This window comes from Neorhizobium tomejilense, from assembly GCF_964254135.1.
GTDB classification, from domain to species: Bacteria; Pseudomonadota; Alphaproteobacteria; order Rhizobiales; family Rhizobiaceae; genus Neorhizobium; species Neorhizobium tomejilense.
In genome coordinates, this window is the sequence record NZ_CAXUSO020000002.1 from 627731 (window position 1) to 648644 (window position 20914).

Annotated in this window: 18 protein-coding genes and 1 pseudogene; 11 read left to right on the plus strand and 8 right to left on the minus strand. The window is 58.0% G+C overall.

The annotated features are described in order from the left end of the window. Nucleotides 1-2 precede the first annotated feature (2 nt). The gene (locus ACSQ3G_RS25675) at nt 3-794 is read right to left on the minus strand and encodes a hypothetical protein (RefSeq protein ID WP_436112240.1); all 792 of its coding nucleotides are present in this window, start codon (nt 792-794) and stop codon (nt 3-5) included. Between the two features lie 316 nt (nt 795-1110). Between ACSQ3G_RS25675 and ACSQ3G_RS25680 the strand changes: the two genes are divergently transcribed. Continuing rightward, nucleotides 1111-2037, plus strand: a complete 927-nt coding sequence (locus ACSQ3G_RS25680; protein ID WP_436112241.1) for an ArsR/SmtB family transcription factor — start codon at nt 1111-1113, stop codon at nt 2035-2037. 40 nt (nt 2038-2077) lie between these two features. Here ACSQ3G_RS25680 and arfA read toward each other — a convergent pair whose 3' ends face one another. From arfA to ACSQ3G_RS25710, 6 genes are all read right to left on the minus strand, one after another. After that, entirely contained in the window at nt 2078-3625 is a 1548-nt protein-coding gene (gene arfA / locus ACSQ3G_RS25685) for an arabinosylfuranosidase ArfA (protein ID WP_436113192.1), read from the minus strand. Nucleotides 3626-3670: 45 nt separating this feature from the next. After that, complete coding sequence (locus ACSQ3G_RS25690) at nt 3671-4567, minus strand: ABC transporter ATP-binding protein (protein ID WP_436112242.1); 897 nt, start codon at nt 4565-4567, stop codon at nt 3671-3673. Further along, complete coding sequence (locus tag ACSQ3G_RS25695; protein ID WP_436112243.1) at nt 4564-5631, minus strand: ABC transporter ATP-binding protein; 1068 nt, start codon at nt 5629-5631, stop codon at nt 4564-4566. The genes ACSQ3G_RS25690 and ACSQ3G_RS25695 overlap by 4 nt, the downstream gene beginning before the upstream one ends. Continuing rightward, nucleotides 5631-6491, minus strand: coding sequence for an ABC transporter permease (locus tag ACSQ3G_RS25700; protein ID WP_105403306.1), 861 nt, complete (start codon nt 6489-6491; stop codon nt 5631-5633). The genes ACSQ3G_RS25695 and ACSQ3G_RS25700 overlap by 1 nt, the downstream gene beginning before the upstream one ends. After that, on the minus strand, nt 6488-7495 hold the full coding sequence (locus tag ACSQ3G_RS25705) for an ABC transporter permease (protein WP_105435001.1): 1008 nt from the start codon (nt 7493-7495) through the stop codon (nt 6488-6490). The genes ACSQ3G_RS25700 and ACSQ3G_RS25705 overlap by 4 nt, the downstream gene beginning before the upstream one ends. 64 nt (nt 7496-7559) lie before the next feature. Further along, on the minus strand, nt 7560-9458 hold the full coding sequence (locus ACSQ3G_RS25710) for an ABC transporter substrate-binding protein (RefSeq protein WP_436112244.1): 1899 nt from the start codon (nt 9456-9458) through the stop codon (nt 7560-7562). 304 nt (nt 9459-9762) lie between these two features. Here ACSQ3G_RS25710 and ACSQ3G_RS25715 point away from each other — a divergent pair, with 304 nt between their 5' ends. Then, the gene (locus tag ACSQ3G_RS25715) at nt 9763-11859 is read left to right on the plus strand and encodes a carboxy terminal-processing peptidase (RefSeq protein WP_436112245.1); all 2097 of its coding nucleotides are present in this window, start codon (nt 9763-9765) and stop codon (nt 11857-11859) included. A gap of 325 nt (nt 11860-12184) precedes the next feature. Here the strand turns inward: ACSQ3G_RS25715 and ACSQ3G_RS25720 are convergent, their stop codons facing one another. Next, a complete protein-coding gene (locus ACSQ3G_RS25720) occupies nt 12185-12361 on the minus strand; it encodes a hypothetical protein (protein WP_233957203.1) in 177 nt (58 codons plus the stop codon). A 368-nt stretch (nt 12362-12729) separates the two neighbouring features. Here ACSQ3G_RS25720 and ACSQ3G_RS25725 point away from each other — a divergent pair. From ACSQ3G_RS25725 to ACSQ3G_RS25765, 9 genes and pseudogenes are all read left to right on the plus strand, one after another. Continuing rightward, nucleotides 12730-13239, plus strand: a pseudogene (locus ACSQ3G_RS25725) (LysR substrate-binding domain-containing protein); the annotation flags it as partial. Nucleotides 13240-13424: 185 nt separating this feature from the next. Continuing rightward, nucleotides 13425-14192 carry an SDR family NAD(P)-dependent oxidoreductase gene (locus ACSQ3G_RS25730; RefSeq protein ID WP_436112246.1) on the plus strand — a complete coding sequence of 256 codons (768 nt, stop codon included), beginning with the start codon at nt 13425-13427 and terminating at the stop codon, nt 14190-14192. Between the two features lie 9 nt (nt 14193-14201). Continuing rightward, nucleotides 14202-15440 carry a D-arabinono-1,4-lactone oxidase gene (locus ACSQ3G_RS25735; protein WP_436112247.1) on the plus strand — a complete coding sequence of 413 codons (1239 nt, stop codon included), beginning with the start codon at nt 14202-14204 and terminating at the stop codon, nt 15438-15440. Between the two features lie 172 nt (nt 15441-15612). After that, nucleotides 15613-16272: a transcriptional regulator gene (locus ACSQ3G_RS25740; RefSeq protein WP_436112248.1), complete on the plus strand. Its 660-nt coding sequence runs from the start codon at nt 15613-15615 to the stop codon at nt 16270-16272. Nucleotides 16273-16405: 133 nt separating this feature from the next. Continuing rightward, complete coding sequence (locus ACSQ3G_RS25745) at nt 16406-16966, plus strand: hypothetical protein (protein WP_436112249.1); 561 nt, start codon at nt 16406-16408, stop codon at nt 16964-16966. 105 nt (nt 16967-17071) lie between these two features. Next, nucleotides 17072-17809 (plus strand): TetR/AcrR family transcriptional regulator, encoded by a 738-nt coding sequence (locus tag ACSQ3G_RS25750; RefSeq protein ID WP_436112250.1) that lies wholly within the window; start codon nt 17072-17074, stop codon nt 17807-17809. Between the two features lie 297 nt (nt 17810-18106). Continuing rightward, entirely contained in the window at nt 18107-19054 is a 948-nt protein-coding gene (locus tag ACSQ3G_RS25755; protein ID WP_436112251.1) for a 4-hydroxy-tetrahydrodipicolinate synthase family protein, read from the plus strand. Nucleotides 19055-19064: 10 nt separating this feature from the next. Next, complete coding sequence (locus ACSQ3G_RS25760) at nt 19065-19844, plus strand: SDR family NAD(P)-dependent oxidoreductase (RefSeq protein ID WP_436112252.1); 780 nt, start codon at nt 19065-19067, stop codon at nt 19842-19844. Nucleotides 19845-19940: 96 nt separating this feature from the next. After that, complete coding sequence (locus ACSQ3G_RS25765) at nt 19941-20912, plus strand: Bug family tripartite tricarboxylate transporter substrate binding protein (protein ID WP_436112253.1); 972 nt, start codon at nt 19941-19943, stop codon at nt 20910-20912. Nucleotides 20913-20914: the final 2 nt, after the last annotated feature.

A 20914-nucleotide genomic window follows, 5' to 3' on the forward strand; every position in this document is an offset into this window, starting at 1 on the left:
TGCTATAACTCGGCGTTTGCCCGCTCCAGGCCGGCATTTGCTGTGGAGGCATGGGCTCCCGCGTCGAAATTGTTTGCGGCATTGGCGAGAGAAGCCAGCATCGCGTCCGCCTGATTGAAATATTGTTTGATCCATGGGACGGGGCCGACGCCAAATCGCCTTTTCGATCCCCATCGCTGGCCTTCTTCGACCATCGTATCCCAGGGCCTTGGCGTCCCGTGGAAGACGATGATTTTTGCGTTCCGCGGCTGCTTGATCCTCGGCAGGAGCAGATTGATCGGAAAGTATTTCGTGCAGCTTCTCTTGAAGCTGACGCAGAAACCTGCCGGCCAGTAACTTTTTTGCCGCACCGCATGCGTCAGGTAGGACTGGTCGTTCTTGAATTGCGCGATGATCGCGTCGGCTTTGCTTACGAAGTCGTGGTAAATTCCATCGACATTTCCGGCATGAAATCCAAAGACGGATGACTGGGCACCCCTGTCCGGCCTGAAGCTGTTTGGGAGCAGGCTCCAGAGATCCGGATTCCATTCCCGTTGGATCACAAAATGGCGGCGCTCGCGAAGCAAGCCGATCAGCGGGGCGAGTGATCGTTGGACCATGACGTCGAGATCGAGGAAAAGCACGACGTCTCCGGGCGGGAAAAGACCCGGGGCAAACACTCCGATCTTGGGCCAGCACCCTCGTCTCCACGCCTGCTCAGGCAGGCCAAGGTTCGGGATATGACGAGTGAGAATGCTGGAAGCAAGGCCGCGACGATCGTCCGTCAGGCAGACAAAGTCGAACGGCTCCTCCATGTTCCGCAACACACCGGCATAAAGAGCATTGACATGGATGGCGGTGAAAGCCGTACCCCATTTCATGCAAACAATCGTAACCAACATGCCGCTCCATCAATAATCTGGAGACGGTTTAAGCGACTTTGGTGCGGGTGATTGTTTATAGTTGTTATATGATGTTGCCGAATATTGTCATTGATGTCGGCGGTGCGGCTGAACCGATAGTGCCCCGGCTGAAGATACGCAGATCGGCCGACCCCAGGCCACTGGAAAACTCGCTCTCACTAAATCAAAAATCTTGATATAGATGAAGGGCAACGGCATGATCTGAAGTATGAAGCCGAATTTTCTCTCAATATCCGCCAACACCGGCAGCCTGGTTCTCAAAGGCCTGGCGTCACCAATCCGGGTCAACATCCTTCAACTTCTCCATGATCGGGGAAAGCTGAACGTTAACGAGATCAGCGCGGCGCTCTCGCTGCCGCAGTCGACGGTCGCGGTGAATATTCTGACCCTTGAAGAGGCCGGTCTCATCGAGACCTCTTCCGTCAAGGCGACCAAAGGCAATCAGAAGGTTTGCAGCGCCAAATACGACGAGATCATCGTTCGTTTCGACACCGCTGAAAAAGCGACCAGAAACAACCAGATCGAGGTCGCGATGCCTCTCGGGCTCTACACGAGCTGCGAAGTTTCTGCACCATGCGGGCTTTGCTCACCGGAAGGTGTCATCGGCCTACTGGATGTTCCCGATTTCTTTCTCGATCCCGGCCGGGTACAGGCAGCGTTGATCTGGTTCGGCCGCGGCAATGTCGAATACAAATTTCCGAACAACGCCAAGCTTGTTAACTCGGCAGTCGAGGCAATCGAATTTTCGATGGAACTTTCGTCGGAAGTGCCCGGCACGAACGTCAACTGGCCGTCCGACATAACCCTGTGGATCAACGAACATCGCATCGGGACCTGGACGTCACCCGGTGACTATGGCGACAAGCGCGGAGTCTATACGCCACAGTGGTGGAAGCTAGAAGGTTCTCAATACGGCAAGCTGAAGACTTGGCGCGTCACCAAGCAGGGATCATTTATAGACGGCGTATCGATCTCCGACGTCACAATCGACGACATCGGCTTGGCTGAGCATCATTCGATCAGGATGAAAATCGGCATAGAAGAGAATGCCCCCCACCCGGGGGGCATCAACGTCTTCGGTCGAGGCTTCGGCAACTACGACCAGGACATCATCATGCGGCTCTATCTTGCCTGACGGTGGATAGGGCCGGTACGATCCGTCCTCGACTTCGGCTTCACAGGGAAGCGCCAAACCGGACGACGCTCCAGGACGCCGGAGGAACGGTGACCGTGACACCGCCACTCGTCACGTCTATGTCCCTGAGATCGTGAGGAGCCACCTTGTTCGGTTCATTCTTGGTGTTGCTCGCCTTGAGGTCATGGTGATGCAGCGAATGTGCTCGCTGCAGCTTTAGCCCGCCAAAGCCGGTTGCCGCGACGTCAATCTGCATATCGTCGGAAAGATGCCGGTTCAGGATGAAGAGGGTGACCGTCTTGTCCTCTTCCGAATGCACCACCGAGAACTTGAGGTAAGGAACAGCGTCGATCTTGTCGTACAGGTCTTCCGTGTGCGTGGGGTCGTAGTAACGGGTGGCATAGGTCGGCGTATCGACGCGGGTCCTGAGGACGCTGCCTCTGCCAAGATTGCTGAAGTCCGAGAAGGGCCAAAAGATCGTCTGCCGCCAGGCCGGACCACCGGTTTCCGTCATGATGGGGGCGATGGCGTTTACGAGCTGGGCGAGGCATCCGGCCTTGACGCGATCGGCGTGATTGAGGAGCGAGATGCATGCGCCGCCGAAGGCAAGCGCATCCTGCATGTCGTATTCCTCCTCCAGTATCGGTGGGGCGACGGGCCAGCCTTCCTTGACGCGGTTCTGTTCGCCGCGCCGGGTGCGATACCAGACATTCCATTCGTCGAAGCTCAGCATGATGCGCTTGCGGGAGCGACGTCGGGCCGCGACGGCATCGGCGATCGAAACCACCTCTTCAATGAAGCTGTCCATCAGGTCGGGACTTGCCAGGAACGACGGCGTGTCGTCGGCATAATTGTTGAGATAGGTGTGCAACGATATGAACTCGACATGATCAAACGTGTGTTCGAGGACGACCCTCTCCCATTCGCCATAGGTCGCCATTTTTCGTCCGGAGGATCCGCAGGCCGCCAGTTCGATCGTCGGATCGGTCATCCGCATCATCTTTGCGGTCTCGGCCGCGATCCGACCATACTCTTCGGCCGTTTTCGCTCCCATCTGCCAGCCGCCATCCATTTCGTTGCCCAGGCACCAGAATTTGATGTCGTGCGGTTTCTCCCAGCCATGCTGTTGGCGAAGTTCGGAAAGGTGGGTTCCGGAAGGATGATTGCAGTATTCAAGCAGATGGCGGGCTTCGTCTGGTCCGCGCGTGCCGAGGTTGACAGCCAACATCGGTTCGATACCGGCAACCCGGCACCAGTCCATGAATTCGTTGGTTCCGAAATGATTGGTGTCGACGGATTTCCAAGCCAGGTCGAGGCGGCGTGGGCGCTGCTCGACCGGCCCCACGCCATCCTCCCAATTGTAACCGGAGACGAAGTTGCCGCCGGGGTAGCGCATGATGGTGGGATTGAGCTCGCGCACGAGTTCCAGAACATCCCGCCTGAACCCCTTTTCGTCAGCGGTTGGGTGGCCAGGTTCGAAAATGCCGCCATAGACGCAGCGGCCAAGATGCTCGACGAATGCGCCGAACAGACGGTTGTCGGTTTCACCAATGATAAAGTCCCGGTCGAACCGGGCTTGGGCCTTGATCATCTCTCAAATCTCACTTTGCTTCAGGAAACGGGTAATTCGCCGCTAATGCGACTGCAGCTCTATCTCTTCGGTCGACGGCTGGGGTGATGCACGCGCTTGCTGAGAGGCGGCGCTGTCGCCGGTCAGCACACCGCGACCGTTCGGGTCGGGAGACAGGATGGCGGACTTCAGGAGTTGCGAGTACGGATGCTGGGGGTTGTCAAGGACCGAGCGAGCCTCGCCGCTTTCGACGATTTCACCCTTGCGCATGATGATGATCCTGTCGCTGACGTAATAGGCCGTCGCGAGATCGTGCGTGATGTAGATGATCGAAACCTTGAGATCATCGCGCAGGGCACGAAACAGATTGACGATCGACATTCTCAGCGAGGCATCGACCATCGACACCGGCTCGTCCGCGACGAGCATCGACGGGCCGGGGATCAGTGCCCGGGCGATCGCCACCCGCTGGAGCTGACCTCCCGAGAGCTCATGGGGAAACCGGCCGCGGACTTCAGCAATCGACAGGCCGACGTTGTTCAGCGCCCTGTCGGCAACGGCTTCCAGCTGCGCGGGTGAATGGGCGTCAGTGAAATTTTTTGCCGTCATGAACAGATAGCGATCGACCCGTTTCAAGGGATTGAACGCTTCGAAAGGGTTCTGGAAGATCGGCTGGACCTCTTTCATGAACCTTCGCCGCGCTCCCGTCCCACGGATCGAAGCCAGGTCGCCGCCCTTGAAGAAGATCGTCCCCGCGCTTGGCCGGACCATGTTGAGGATCATCCTCGCAAGTGTCGTCTTGCCGCTTCCGGATTCGCCGATGATCGTGAAGACCTGAGGTTCATCGCCCTCCAGGCGGAATGATACATTGTCGACGGCCCGGAATTCCTGACGGCCAAGCAGGCCGCCTCGTTTGTAGAGCCTGGTGACGCCGTCGAGATGCAGAAGAGGAGCTGTCATCGCTCGACCTCCAATTCCTCGGGCCGGTTCGGTTTTCCATCAGGTGTCGGCAGGACGTCCGAGCTCGCTGCGAAACATGCCACCCTGTGATCTTTGGCGAGGGTGGTAAGGGCGGGATTCTCATGTCGGCAAATCTCCATCGCCAGCGGACATCGCGGATGGAAGCGGCACCCTTTTGGAGGATCGGCCAGATTCGGCGGGGTTCCGTGAAGCCCGTCGCGTGTATGCCTGTCGCCGAGCGTCGGCAGGCTGGCGATCAGATGGGCCGTGTACGGATGCAAAGGATTGGCAAAAACGTCGGCGGTTCGCCCTTCTTCGACAAGCCGGCCGGCATACATGATGCCGAGCCTGTCGGCGATATTTGCATGAACCGTCAGGTCGTGGGTAACGAAGATCATTGACGATCCGAATTCATGTTGTGTTTCCCGGATCATCGCCAGGACGTCTTTCTGGACGACAACATCGAGCGCGGTCGTCGGTTCGTCGGCGATGATGAACTCCGGCTTACAAAGCGTGGCGAGCGCGATGCAAACGCGCTGTCGCATCCCGCCCGAGAGTTCGTGCGGATAGGAGCGAAGTATCTCAGCGGGAAGGCGCAGCCGCTCCAGATGGCGGCGCACCTCCTGGTCGAATTCGGTGCGTGGCAAATGCATGTGCCGGAAGGCGAAATCCTCGAACGTTTTGTGAATGCGACGAACGGGGTTGAGTACGTTCATCGAGCCTTGCAGGATGTAGGAGAGGTGCCGCCAGCGTATGGCCGTGCGTCGTGCCGGGGGCAACGCATAGAGATCATCGTCGATGAAGCTGTAGTTCACCTGACCGCCAACAATCTCCAGCGGAGGCCTGATCGCAGCCGCGATCGCTTTGATGAACGTGGTCTTGCCGCAGCTGGATTCGCCTGCAATGCCATAGATCTCGTGCTTGCGCACATGCATCGAGATCCCGTCGACAGCCCTTACTTCGCGATCGATCCCAAAATATTTCATCCGGTAGTAGGCGCGAAGATCGCTCGTTTCCAGGACGTGCGCGTTTTCGCGGCCGGCTGAGGCTGTGATTTGCGTCATCAGGAATTCCCCATCCGATCGAGCCGGCTGCGCGGGTCGATATATTCATTCATCGAGATGGCCAGCAGGAAGAGCCCGATGAACGTCAACGTCACGAAGAGGGTGGGAAAGAAGTACCACCACCAGACTCCGGACACCATTGCGCTGTGCTGGTTGGCCCAGAAGATCATGCCGCCGATGGTGGGGGTGTCGACATCTGTAAACCCCAGGACTGCAAGCGTGACTTCGAGCCCGATCGACCAGTTCATGTTGTTCATGAACGTCGAGAAGACGATCGGCAGCACATAGGGTAGATGTTCCTGCGTGACGATCCTTGGCATGGACATGCCGGAGAAAACGCTGGTGTTGGTGAATTCACGGGTTCTGAGGCTGATCATCACTGATCGAATAAGCCGCGCGTCATAAGCCCATCCGAGGCCCGCCATGACGAGTGCAAGCACGAACCAGGTCATGTCGTCCCGCAATACGAAATAGAGCAGGACCAGAAGCGGGAAGAGCGGAATGACGATAAACGTATCGTTGATCGACATCAGGATGCGGTCGACGATTCCGCCGACATAACCGGAGATCAACCCGATCACCAGGGAGAGTATCCGGCTGATGAGCGCTACGATGAAGCCGAAGGCGAGGGTATTGCGAATCGCAAAGGTCAATTGCCAGAAAATGTCCTGACCGCGCGAATTGGTGCCGAATACATATTCCAGCGACGGTGGCGCATCCAAGGCCACAAGGTAGGAGTCGATCGGCTCGTAGGGGGAGAAGAAGGAGGCAGCGGCGATGCCGAGGATGATCGCCATGATCATGCATCCGATCGCGAACTCGCCGTTATAGCGGAACAGGTCTCTCAGGACGGCAATCATTGGGTCACCTGGACGCGCGGATCGATCAGGGGATAGATGATGTCGATGATGAAGACGGCGGCCGAGACCGCGATGATGGCAATCGACGTGATCCCCAGAACGAGCGAATAATCGGCCGCATGGACTGCCTCGACCAGGAGGCGCCCGATGCCCGGGTAACCGAAAACCTGTTCGGTAATAACCGCGCCGTTGAAGATTGCGCCGATCGACATCGCAAGGCCGGTGATCTGCGGCAAGAATGCGTTGCGCATGACATAGGACGTTACGAGCTTTTTGTCCGGCACACCGGCGAGTGCGGCGTAGGTGACATAGTCGTCGGTAACGATATTCGAGACCAGCGCCCGCATTCCCATGAACCAACTGCCGACGCCGACGAGAATGAGGGAAAGCGATGGCAGAATGGAGTGCAACAGCACGCTGCCCACAAATTGAGGCGTCCAGCCAGTCGCCTGGTTCATCTCATAGCCGCCGCTGCTCGGCAGAATCGGCAGGAGGAATGTGAAGACGATCAACAGAACGAAGGCAACAATGTAGTAGGGCACCGGATGGAGCCCCATCATGATCATGCCGAGAATCCGAAGGATACGATTGCGGCTGTAGTAGCCCGCCAGTCCGCCAAGGATATTGCCGATAAACCAGCTCAATATGGTGGACACTGTCAGGAGACCAATCGTCCAGGGGATGGCTCTCCCGATCAGTTCACTCACGGGCGTCGGAAATGCCGAGAGCGAGGGGCCGAAGTCGAGCATGGCAAGTCGTCGCCAGAAAATCAGATACTCCTCCCACAGATTGTCGCCGACGCCGTAGAGTTCCTTGAGGGACTGCCGAAGAAGCTCGATGGATTCGGGGCTGGAAAAGCCAAAAGTGCTCACTTGTGCGACGGCATGCTCGACCGGATCTATCGGCGTAAGATGCGTGATCAGAAACGTGATGCTGATGCCGACGAAAACGACCAGCGCGAACTGCAGGACGCGCTTGGCCACGTAGATGGCGTAGGACCGCATTGATGCCTCGTATTTCGGGATGAGGTCTCCGCCCGGTGCCTTGGAGGCTCCGGGCGGCAGTTTCTCACTTTGCCGGCTTGGTCGGCTTCAAATTGACCATCATGTATTTAGTGTTGCCCCAGTTGGCGACCGGGTTCGTGTAAGGCTTCGTTGCGAGGCTCGGGAAACCGGTCCAGTACGTCGTGTCCATGGTCGCGAAGACGTTGTAAGCCATGAGCGGAATGATCGGCATTTCTTCCGTGGCCAGCTTCAGATAGTCGAGACCAAGCTCGACCCCACGCGGATCGTCGAAATCGATCGTGCGGATCTCCTCGATGATCTTGTCCAGCCTCGGTTCTTTCCAACGTTGCCAGTTTCTCGGCGGTTGCACCTTGCCGACATCGACGACAAACTGGGAATGCCAGCTGTCGAGGAAGAACGACAGGTCGGGGTGACCACCCCAGGTTTCCACGCTCCAGCCTATGAAGGTGTCGAAGTCGCCGACGCCTCGCCGGTCAAGCATCGTTCCCTGGGCGACGTCGATATTCGCATCGATGCCGAAACGCCGCCATTGTTGCGCGATGATCGATCCGGCGCGCGTCATGACCGGCCGGAGATCGCCTTCGACCATGACCTTCACCGAGAATGGTTGCCCGTTCGGTTGAAACCAGCGGTCCCCCTGTTTGGTGAAGCCGGCTTTCTGGAGAAGTTCGGTTGCCGCCTCCGGATCAGGTTTCCACCATCCCCTGCCAAACGCGGTCGCAATATCTGCCGGGTCCGTTGGTATCTGTTCCTTGAGGGACGGACGCAGCATTTCTGCGATCTGTTTGCCGATCGTCGGATCGTAGGGCTTGATCTTCCGCTTGCCCGTGTCGAGCTCGAAACCAGTCAGCCACTGCTCCATGGGTGCGAAATAGTATTTCGGATAAAGTCCGGTGGGTGGCACGCCGATCGCCGAGATGGTGGCTGCGCCGCGATAGGAGGCCATGCTGACGGCCTTGATGTCGATCAGCAGCGCCAGCGCCCAGCGTACGTCCTTGTTCTGGAATTTTTCCAGCCGATTGTTGAAGATGACCGAAGGCAATGTCGGATCAGGATGCGCATAGGGGAACCCCTTGAACCAGCTGACCGAAGACGGCGAGTCCTTGGCGAGCGTGAACATGCCCTCGGGGGACAGGTCATGGATGACGTCGAGACGATGATTGAGCTGCTCGATAACCCGTTTTTCGGGCGGTCCCGGGTCAATATAGGCGAGGTAACCGGGGCCAGGTTCGCCGAACCGGGCGACCGAGGTACGCTTCCAATCCTCGCGTTTCTTCCAGATGAACCACTTGCCACCGCGGTCGAAATTGTGGAGCGTGTAGGCACCCAGCCCAACCGGCGGGTTGAAGTCGAACTTGAGAACGTCGCCGACCTTCTCAAACACATGCTTCGGCATCATCCACATGGCGTTCCAGCGAACCGTAAACAGTGCATGGAAGCGTGAATTGGGCTTTTTGAGTTTGAAGAGCACTTCCGTCGGGCTCTTCTTCTCGATCGCCGCGACGTTGATCTGGACCGGGGCGCTCCAGCGCAGGCCGCTGGTCTTCATGTGGGTCTCGATGGTGAACACCACGTCGTCCGCGGTGAACTCGATGCCGTCGCTCCAGAAGACGCCGGAGCGGAGCTTCACGGTCATCTCCGTGAAATTCTTGTTATAGATCGGCTTTTCGGTCGCAAGGGAATTGTCCCAGACACCGTCGATACCGTGATCGGGGTCGATGTACCAGAAAGTGTCCATCACGTTCTGATGGAGACCCGTCGACTGACCGCCGGCGTTGATGGCCCAAATGTTGAACCATCCGGCGTTTTTGATCGTCCCTTCCGGGTTTTCGAGAATCAGCAGCTGTTCTCGGGGCAAATCGTTGCTCGGCACTTGCCCAAGCGCCGGCCTGGTCGCGAGAAAGGTCCCCGCGAGCCACATAAACGTCCTTCTCGAAAGCATGCCGTTATCCTCCCAGTTCCAGCGTGCTAATCGGCTATCCGAATGGCCTCGATACTGCCTGAGAGACTAAAAATGTCAACCGAATTTGTGATCTATATCATATTTACGGATATAGTGCCATTTTGCACGGCAAAGGTCACGAGTGCGTGGAAGGGACGAGCAAGCGAACTATGGCCAAAGGCATAGTCTCATTTTCCATGATGAACACGAGATGTTGCTTGTTCATCTGCTTGCCAAGACGGCATCATTGTTGCACCACCATTGCGTAGTATAGACTCGATTTTGCAAATGGGATCAAAGCTGAATGCGCATACGATATGGTTTCCTTGGCCTGTTCCTTGCAATCGCACCGTCGGCCTACTCCTTGGAACTTGGACCGCCGCCGGTCCTGTCGCCACTGCAGGAGCAGGCGCAAGCCGCGCATTTGAGCGCACAATTCCTGACGCGATATGCTTACAAGCCTGTTCCGCTTAACGATGCCTTGTCGGCTAAAATCATGGATCGGTTTATCGAGTCTCTGGATTCCGACCGGAGCTTTTTCCTGCAAGCCGACATCGACAAGTTCGCGGCCGACAGCACCAAGATCGACGATGCCATCGTCGGCGAAGACCTGAAGGTTCCGTTTTCGATTTTCAACGTCTATTCGCAGCGGGTTGTGGACCGCATGACATATGCGCGCAACTTGCTCAAACAGGGCTTCGATTTCAGCGTGCGGGAAGACTATTCCCTGTCGCGCGACAAAGAGCCCTGGCCGAAATCCGAAGAGCAGAGCAATGACCTCTGGCGCAAGCGCGTCAAAGGCGACTGGCTGCGGTTGAAACTGGCAGGCCAAGCCGACGCAGCTATTCGCGATACCCTCGACAAACGTTACAAGAATATCCTGGAGCGCGTTTATACCTACAAGAGCGACGACGCGTTCCAGTCATTCATGGGCGCCTACACCACGTCCGTTGATCCGCATACGGATTATTTCGGTGCCGCCGCTTCGGCTAATTTCGACATTTCGATGAAGCTCTCACTGGTCGGTATCGGCGCGGTACTGCAGGAGCGCGATGGTTACACGACGGTCCGTGAGCTCGTGCCGGGTGGACCTGCGCAATTGTCCGGAATGCTGGCCGTCGGCGACCGCATTGTCGGTGTCGGTCAAGGCGATGATGGTGCGATAAAGGAAGTCGTGGGCACGCGCCTTGATGAGGTCGTGCAAATGATCCGCGGGGCGAAAAATTCCGTTGTGCGCCTGGATGTCTTGCCGGCGGATGGCGGAGAGAACGGAAGCCGCCGCGTCATCAGCCTGGTGCGAGACAAAATCAGCCTCGAAAAACAGGCCGCAAAAAAGACCATCCTGCCCTTGGAGGACCGCGGTGTCGCGCGCAGAATTGGTGTGATCACCTTGCCGGCGTTCTATGAGGACTTCGAAGCGCGGCGAAAAGGCGAAAAAGACTACAGAAGCGCAAGCCGAGACGTTGCCAAGCTTCTTGGCGAACTGAAACGGGAAAAGGTCGACGGCGTCCTGATCGACTTGCGCGACAACGGTGGAGGCTCATTGGCCGAGGCGATTGATTTAACCGGCCTGTTCGTTGGGAAAGGCCCGGTGGTTCAGCAGCGCGACGCCGATGGTAAGATCAAGGTGGAAAGCGATGATCTGCCGACGCCTGCGTGGACGGGTCCGCTCGGGGTATTGATCAATCGCGGCTCAGCGTCGGCCTCGGAGATTTTTGCCGCAGCGATACAGGATTACGGTCGTGGCGTGATCGTCGGCGAACCTAGCTTCGGTAAAGGTACCGTGCAAACGGTCGTCGATCTCGATCAGGTGGCCCACAACAGCAAACCAAAATTCGGCCAATTGAAACTGACGATCGCCCAATTTTTCCGGGTCGATGGCGGCACGACACAGCTGCGCGGCGTGACACCCGACATCAGCTTGCCGGGCCTCTCGGACCCCAAGACCCTTGGTGAAGCAAGTTATGACAATGCGCTGCCTTGGGGGCAGATCAAGCCTGCAAATTACGCGGCCGCAAGCAACAGGAGCGGGTTGCTGCAGCAACTGCAAAGCCGGCATGATGCTCGGGTACAAAGCGATCGGGATTTTCAACGTTTCGCAGAAGACGCCGCAGAGCTGAAGGTGCAACGCGAAAAGCGTGTCATCTCCCTCAATGAAGTTGAGCGTCGGAACGAGCTCACTGCCCTTACGACCCGTCTCAAAGCGCGCGAGCAGGCAAACGATGGTTTGGTTCCCGATAAAGACGATGGCCTGCAAGCAAATGAGCGGAGCCTGAATGCTGATATCGCGATTGAAAATGCCCGCAAGAACGCCAAGGACGTCCTGAGAAACGAAGCAGCCTCCATTGTTGCCGATCAGGCCGATTTGGCGGAAAATGCGCGAAAGACCGGCACTCGGTAAGTGGGGAATGCCGATGGAAAATAGTTCTGTCGAAGGCTTGGCCTTCGGCACGACGCTTGTCCAGGTGCATCGAAATCTCGATTTCGCTCAGGACATGCGCGTCCAAACCCAATCCGCTCCATGGTTTCATCCCGCTCAAGGAGCGCATTCTGTGGCGCGGATGCGTTCTCTTTAGCCGCTTATGGGGGCAACCTCGCGAGCCCTTCCACTTCTCAGAGCCGCTTGTAGGTCACGCGCCAGCCTTCCTTCGGATCCGAAGGAAGGGCGAATTTCTATACACATTTGGCTGCTGAGTATCCGCGATGTTGCGGGGCCACACGCCCTGTCAAACTGGCGGTTTTTGATTGATGCCTGAGTGTAGCGCGTCTCTAATTTCTATTGCAGCTTCGACGAACTTCTCGAACTCGTTTGTATCGAAGGGGTAGTATTGATGGTTGCCTGCGGCGTTGGAGGCAAGTACCACAAAGACACCGTCACTGTCCTGCTTGAGGCGGAAGGACATTACGCACTTTCCGTTCATGAGAGGAACGTCAGATCGCCGTATTATCTGCCCGGTCATTACCCTTTTTATGGACTTAAATAATCCTTCCATCTTAACCTTTCGATTCCAAAGCGCCTGCACAGAGCAAACTTCTTCGCTCTGTGTATCACCGTGTTGAGAGGATCAAAAGTAAGCGCGATTCCTCCGCAAGTTGACGCCGCCTTTCAGGGCGTGATCGGAAGGCATCGCGCTGGATCAGAATGCATTGATCTGGCGTTTCGCCTCTGTCCGGGTTTTCGTTCCGCGCCTGCCTTCAACCCGGTACAGCCGTTCGAAGAACCGGAGCGTTCGCTCCGGCGGGCCGCTGCCTTTCTTCCTCACCTTGAGGGCACGGCTTCACGAACATCGTCGAGCGGCAGTTCGACGCTGGCGTTCGGCTCGGCGAGGCCGTGGCTCGCGACATGGTGGCACTGCGCGTGGGTCCCGATGTTTCCTATTCCGTGGTCGGATCAGGCGAGTATTTCGAACGCCGCCCACGGCCGACGAAACCGCAGGAACTGACGGACCATGATTGCATCAACCTGCGGCTCCCCACGTCGGGAATGCTCTATGCCTGGGAGTTTAAGCGGGATGGACATGAGTTCAGCGTGAGGGTCGAGGGTCCGCTCATCTTGAGCAACATCGCGCCTGCGATCGACGCCGCGCTGGATGGCATCGGCCTGGCCTACGTGCCCACCGACCTCGTTCGAACGCACGTGGAGAGCGGGCGGCTCCTGCCGGTGCTTTCGGACTGGTGTCCGACCTTCCAAGGCTATCACCTCTACTACCCCAGCCGCCGGAATCCATCCCCAGCCTTCTCGGCGTTCGTCGAGGCATTTCGGCACAGATCCCGGCGATGACAAACGATGATACGGCCGGCGCGACGACTGGGGCCAAGTCAGCAATGGACCAGGGCGCAAAATTAGGCCAGTTTGCTGCTATCAAGCAGGAGCATAGCCGCCCTTCATCGGCCGGAGAACAAGAGGCTCGAAAAGAGCCCCGTTCAGCCATCGATCGGCCGCTATCAGCAATCGTTGGAGGTTGAATGGCTGGTCGTCTGGACGGTAAGATCGCGCTCATCAGTGGCGGCGCGGGTGGGTGCGGCCTTGCCGCCACCGAGCTTTTTGCGCGAGAGGGGGCAGCGGTGGGAATTGTCGATCTCCCGCATAGCCAGGGGGCAGCCGTCGCCGCTCGCCTGCGTGAAGAAGGCTTGAAGGTAGCATTTGCACCTGCCGACGTTTCTGAAGAACTGCAGGTGAAACAGGCGGTAGACGCAATTTCCGGTGAACTCGGACCGATTACGGTGCTGTTCAATCATGCCGGAACGATCATCGTCCGGCCATTCCTCGAAACCTCGGTGGCGGACTGGGACCGGCTGATGGCCATCAATGTCCGCAGCATGTTCCTGATGACCCGTGCGGTCCTGCCGCACATGATCAAGGCAGGTGGCGGGTCCATCGTCTGCACGTCGTCGATCTCGGCGGTCGCCGCGACACCGATGGAAGTTCTCTACGACACAACCAAGGGCGCGTGCCACATGTTTGCGCGGGCGATCGCGGTCGAATTTCGCGACCGCAACATCCGCTGTAACGCGGTTTGCCCCGGCTTCATCCAGACGCCACATGGCCAGAAGGAGGTCGACGAACTGACCCGCTACGGCGTGGACGTCTCGGATGCGGCGATCGCGGCTCAGCAGGGCAGGATGTGCCGGCCGGACGAGGTCGCCAAAGCGGCGCTCTACCTGGCGAGCGACGACGCCAGCTTCGTCAGCGGTACCCATCTGTTTGTCGATAATTGTTTTACAGCGATGTGAGGGGAAAACATGGCTCTGGAAAAAGGCGGCCTATGGCGCAACTGGGTCGGCAATCAATATTGCGTTTCACAATTCAAGGCTTCGCCGGAAACGGAAGCCGAAGTGGCGGAGCTTGTCCACGAAGCCGACAGGCGTGATCTGGCGGTGCGTGTTTCGGGCTCGGGACATTCCTTCACACCCGTCGTCGGCACCAACGGACTGTTGCTGTCGCTCGCAAATCTGCGCGGCGTGCAGAACATCGACCGTGATCGAAAACAGATCACGGTGGCAGGAGGAACACGCATCAACGAAGTCGGCAGGACGCTGAAAGAACACGGTCTTTCACTGATCAACCAGGGCGACATCGACAGCCAGGCTGTTGCCGGCGCGTTTACGACCGGGACCCACGGTACCGGGATCAAGCTCGGAAACCTGGCCTCATCGATTGCCGGCATGCGTATCGTCACCGCGACCGGGGATGTCCTCGATATCGACGGCCGCGACAGTGACAGGCTGCACGCAGCCCAGGTCTCGGTGGGAACGCTCGGCGTTATCTCCTCACTGACGCTCAACGTCATGGACGCCTATAATCTGCACGAGCGTCTCTGGCGGGACGATTTCGAGACCTGCATGGAGCGTCACGACGAACTGGCTTCGAGGCACCGCCATTTCGGCTTCTTCTGGTGCCCGACGCCGGAAAGCCGCCATCTGTACTGCCTTCCCGACACGTCTGCGGTGTCGAGCACGAACAAGCTGGCCGACGTCTGCGAGATGAAGGTGATGGACATCACCGACGCCGCGCCGACGGAGAGCGAATTCGAAAAGGTCGCCTACAGTTCCGAGGTCTATCCGATCGAATACGTGCCGAATTTCGTCGAACTGGAATATGCCGTCCCCCTCGAACACGGCAAGGCCGCGATAAGGGCTGTCCGGGATCTGATGCTGAACAAGCACACCAACTGCATCTATCCGATCGAATACCGCTTCACGGCCGGCGATCCGGCATGGATGAGCCCCTTTCATCGCCAGGACAGCATCACCCTGTCGGTGTCGGGTGGTCCGGGTATTGATTACTGGCCCTTCCTGAAGGATGTCGATCAAATTCTAGGCGAATACAATTCTCGCCCGCATTGGGGGAAGATGCATTTCCTCGACACGGACGACGTGACGAGGCTTTACCCTCGCGCCAAAGAGTTTCGAGCGCTGAGACGGGATTTGGATCCGAAGGGCCGGTTCCTGAACGATCATTTGAAGATGTTGTTTGGATAGGCACCAAGCAAGACGGGCCTCGACTTGGCGCTTCGGCCGATCCATTAGGCTCGTTCGGGCCGGGTATCGCCATGGGTCTGGACCGCCGGGGCGATAGGGGTTATCTGCAGGGTTTGTTGCGATGCTGAAAGCGTCGCCGAAACATCACCGCAGACACCCAAGGCCTCTCAAAGTGAAAAAAGTCCAGCGCAGCTTTGCCGTCGAGTACAGATCGGGTCGGCGAAAACTCAATTCCAATCCGAACTCGATCTGGGGAGACATGGATCTCAAGTCCGTTGCGCAGGATCTGCAGGACGAGACAATGCCGTTCATGCCGGAAACTTCCGAGGTTCACAGCACCGGAGTGTCTTTCGCCGGCGAACAACAGGCCGCGGCGTTGTTGACACCGCCGATCGAGCAGGAGACAAATGCATCGGCTTTACAGGAGACCATAATGGCCGACGAAAACAATACGATGACTGACGCTGACACGCCGACGGTTGCGGCGCCCGCACCGAAGAAGGAGCGCAAACCTCGCGCCAAAAAGGCGGCGCCTGAGACGGCCTCAGCCGCAGTTTCGGCGCAACCGGCAGCGGCTTCGAATACCGCAGCGGTCAAGCCGAAGAGAGGACGCAAGGCAAAGTCCGACGAAGGTTCGCCAAGCGCCAAGCGTGCGCCTGTCAAACGTGCTCCGAAGGCCGTGCAGGCGGCGACTGCACCGTCGGTGGCGGCAGTTGACGAGTTTGCGGATCTCCTGCAGCTGGAAGAGGAAAACCAGAGACTGCGCAAGCAGCTGGCCGAGAAGCTGCGTGCTGAAAATGCCGATCTGCGAAAGCGGCTCAACCTCGGTTGATCGGCAGCCGTCGGTCAAGCGCTGGCCGCATTCTCAAGGCTATATCGAGACGAATATCTTGGCGGCGGCTGGTCCTGCCGCCAACGCTTTTGCTCGCAGCCTGCATGCGAGGTAGAATACGAGGTCGAATAAAATGGCGTCTCCATGGAAACTTCTTGCCCGGCTTGTGTCACCGCGACGTCAGCAGCGCCAAGAACACGGCTCGACCGATGACGTGAAGCCGGACGTATTGGCCATCGCCAAACCGACTGAAACGGCTGCCGACAACGGGCTCAACACCGCGGATCCTCTGGTCGACGAAAAGCCGGTCGCTTACGAACAATCGGAGGCGGTGTCAGCGGACCCGGATCATTCCGAAGAAACGGCAAGCGGTGTTCACGGCACGGCAGCTATCGAAGGCGCTGGGCCCGTGGGGGCGGCTGATCCGGCCTTATCCGATAAGGCAGGCACGGCCGCACACGACGCACCAAAACTGTTCCAGACTGGCGAAGGTGCAACGCGAAAGCGCAGCATCCGGGGCAAGAAAGCGGCAGGGGGTGAAGCCGTTCCGTCACCCGCTCCGACCGTTCCGACCGTTTCTGACGATGCAATCCGCCTTGATGAAGAGATCAGGCTGCTGCGGGACCAGTTGGCGCGCAAGCTACAGCTGCAGAATGCGCAACTGAAGAGAATGTTGGAGCGGTTCGAACGCTGAACGTGCCATGTACCTCGCGCCTAATTCAGCCAATGCAACTTGGCCAAGCTTCATGACGACCCCACAAATCCTCATGCTCCCCAAGATTGCACTTGATGGCCCCCGTTGGTCCGCTACAAAACGACGACGATAGCCACGAAGCAAAAGAATTTGGGATGCATGGCAAAAAAGGCAGATAGCGGAACGTCCAAAGTCGATCGCGCGGATGAGCCGCGGGAGCGCATTGTTGCGGCCGCGCGCGAAGTATTTATCGAGCAGGGGTTTGATCTGGCGACCGTTCGCGACATCACGAGGCGGGCCGATGTGAATGTTGCTGCCGTCAATTATTATTTCGGCTCCAAGGAGGAGCTCATCAGCGAGGTGCTTAACCTGATGATGGAGCCCTATACCCATGCCCGGATAGAGGCTCTGGAAAAATGCGAGGCTTCGGCCCGGCCGGGGTTCCCGATTTTGGAGGACGTCGTCGGGGCTCTTGTCCGGCCGATGGTCCAGTTCAGCCGCGATGCCTCGGGCGCCCGTCCTTTGACGCGGCTGATCCTGCAGGTCCGTTCGCGGCCGCGTGAATCGACCAACCGTTTTTTCATACGTCGCGTCGATCCTGCCGTGTTCCGTTTTATCGATGCCTTCAGTCGAGCACTACCGGATATGCAGCGCCGCGATATTTTCTGGCGTTACAATTTCTCGATCGGCGCCATCATGCAGGTCCTGATCGATTCAGACCCGGCATCGTACCGCCTCAAGCAGCTGTCCGGCGGGCTTTGCGATACCGATGACGACGAAGAGATCATCCGTCAGCTCTCGCGGTTTATCTGCACTGGATTCCAGGCACCTGCCACCGGGTGATGATACCGGATTTCGACTTACAGCTGGAATCTGCTCACGATGAGATATACTTCAGTTTCTATTTAAAATCGGAACTACGCTGGATAATAATCTTTTTTATTGCCTTTTGAGAAAAACGTTAGGGCATATACTCCAAGCTTAGACTGCCTTTCCAATTATCCCTTCGATCGCATGCTGGTTTTTTCAAAGTCACCGGCCGCTGCTTGATTCTTGGGCGGTTTGACCGATTAAAGTCATTGACTCTGCTTCGCCTCAAATTATGTTTCAAACATCGTTTAACATTCACGGAGCCGTGCAATGACCGCTGCTGTCCCCAAGATCACCGGATCCTTCGTTGCCTTGATCACACCGTTCGACAAGTCGGGCTCCGTCGATATGGGGGCATTCCGCGAGTTGCTTTCCTTCCACGAGGCGAACGGCACTTCTGCCGTCTTGATCATGGGCTCGACCGGCGAGGTATCCATGCTGTCGGCTGACGAGAAGAAGAAAATCATCGTCGAGACGTCGAAGATGAAAACGGCCAAGATGCCGATCTTCTTTGGCTGCACTGGCAACAACACGGACGTTACGATTGAAAATGTGAAGTTCGCCAGGGATAACGGCGCAGACGGGGCCATTCTCGCTGCTCCAGCGTATATCTGCGCCCCGGAAGCCGACATCGAAGGTTATTTCCTGGAGGTCGCCGACGCGACCGACCTGCCTCTCGGGCTTTACAACAACCCGCCGCGCGTCAAGAGCGACCTGCACTGGGATCACCTGCTGCGCATCTTCAAGCATCCCAACTACGTCATTCACAAGGAATCCACTGCGCGCGTCGGCCAGGTTGCCCAGGTTCTCGCCGCGCGTCCGGATGTTTCGGTCATGTGCTGCGACAGCCCCAATCTCGGCCTCGTCGTTCCGACAATGAGCCTTGGTGGCCATGGCACCGCCAATATGGGCGGTAATATTGCCCCGGCCGAAGTGGCGGTGATGTCACGTCCGTGGACGAGTTATGTCGAAGCCGAAGGGTTCCGCGACACCTATTTGAACCTTTTGCCGCTGCTGCATTACAATTACTCGGCCATCAATCCGGTGGCCGTGAAATCGCTGATGAAGGCTGTCGGACTGCCGGCTGGCGAACTGCGGCGGCCATTGACCGGCCTTGAAGGCGAAGCGCTCGCCAAGGGTATCCGTATCGTCCAGGATCTCGGCCTCGACAAGAAATACGGCTGGAAGCTGAAGCCCGCTTCGGCCTTGGCCGCCTGAGGTTCGGCCGATGGATCTCGGGATCTCCGGTCGGAATGCTATCGTTACCGGCGCAAGCCGGGGCATGGGTAAGGCCGCCGCAATGGCTCTCGCGCGGGAGAATGTGGATCTGACCATCATCGCCCGCACGCCCGAAACACTGCAGGCGACAGCCGCAGAAATCCGAGCGGCTACCGGCGCCCGCGTTACCACCGTCGTCGGCGATATTACCACGCTTGCCGGTCGTGAAGTCGTTCTGTCTGCCTGCCCAAAACCGGACATCCTGGTCAACAACGCCGATGGCGAACTGCCCGGTGATTTCCGCAACTGGTCTCGTGAGGACTGGTTGCGGGGCATCGATCGAATGATGCTGACACCGATCGACATGATACGCCTGACTGTCGACGGAATGATGGAGCGCGAGTTCGGGCGTATCGTCAACATCGTGTCTCGGAGCGTCAAGATCGCCCAGGCCGAGCTTGGCATGTCGAATGCGGCACGCTCCGGCCTCGTCGGTTTCGTCGCGGGCCTGGCCCGGCAGACGATCGCCCACAATGTGACGATTAACAATATGCTCCCGGGCATTGTCGCGTCGGATGGCCAGCGCCAGCATGTCGAGGTACTTGCTCAGGAAAGCGGTCGCTCTTTCGACGAAATCTGGGCCGCCCGTGCGGCACAGAATCCGGCTGGCCGCTACGGACGCCCCGAAGAAGTTGGCGCCTACATTGCCTTCCTCTGCTCGGCGAATGCCGGCTTCGTCACCGCTCAGAACCTGCTGATCGATGGCGGGCAATATCCCGGAACGTTCTGACGGCCGGAGCGGATTGCTACTCGCCGCGAAGAATCCGCGATGCATAAAATGACTTTCGACTGCATACATCCTCTTGGAGCCAGAAGGAATCCATCTATGAACCGCTTCGGAACAGCATTGCTTTTTCTTTCGATGACGCTGCCGGTGGCCGGCCTTACCAAGGCGGACGACTATCCCAGTCGGCCTGTGTCCATTGTCGTGCCTTATCCGCCGGGCGGTGCAGTGGATGGCGTTGCACGCGTTCTTGCCACCACGCTTTCGGTCAAGACCGGCAAGACCTTCGTAGTCGATAACCGTGCGGGTGGTGCCGGCGGGGTGGTCGGTTCGTCCGATGTGGTCAAGGCTGCTCCCGATGGCTACACCCTGCTGCTGAATGCGTCGATCCATGTGGTCACGCCGCTGATCAACAAGAACGTGCCTTTCGACGTCGTCAATGATTTCACCCATATCAGCGGCATCGCGGCTGGCCCGCTGCTGATCACCACCAATCCGTCGGACAAGGCGAACACGCTGAAGGAATTCTTCGCCGAGGTGAAGGCGGATCCGGATTCCTACAACTTCGCCACCTCCGGTTATGGCTCGGCCGGTCATCTGGCTGTGGAAGTCCTGAAGGGTGAAGCCGGCGTCGATACTGAAGTGGTCACCTACAAGGGAGCCGGTCCGGCACTTACCGACATGATTGGCGGCCAGGTGCAGCTGATCGCCGACCCGATCCTGTCGTCCCTGCCGCATGTCAAGGCAGGCCGGCTGAAGCCGCTTGCGGTGACCAGCCTGACCCGCTCGCCTCTGGCGCCGGATGTCCCGACCGTTGCCGAGAGCGGCATGCCTGCACTGGAAATGCTCTCCTGGTACGGCGTCTGGGCACCGAAAAACCTTGACTCAAAGGCGGCGGAATATCTCGGCAAGGTCCTGAAGGATGTTGTCACCTCCACTGAATTCAAGGACAAGCTGACGGTCTTCGGCTTCGAGCCAATGTACAAGAACAGCGCCGATCTGAGGACCTTCGTGGTTGACGAGACAAAGCGGTACCGTGAGATCGTCAAGACGGCCGGCATCAAGGTGGAATGAAG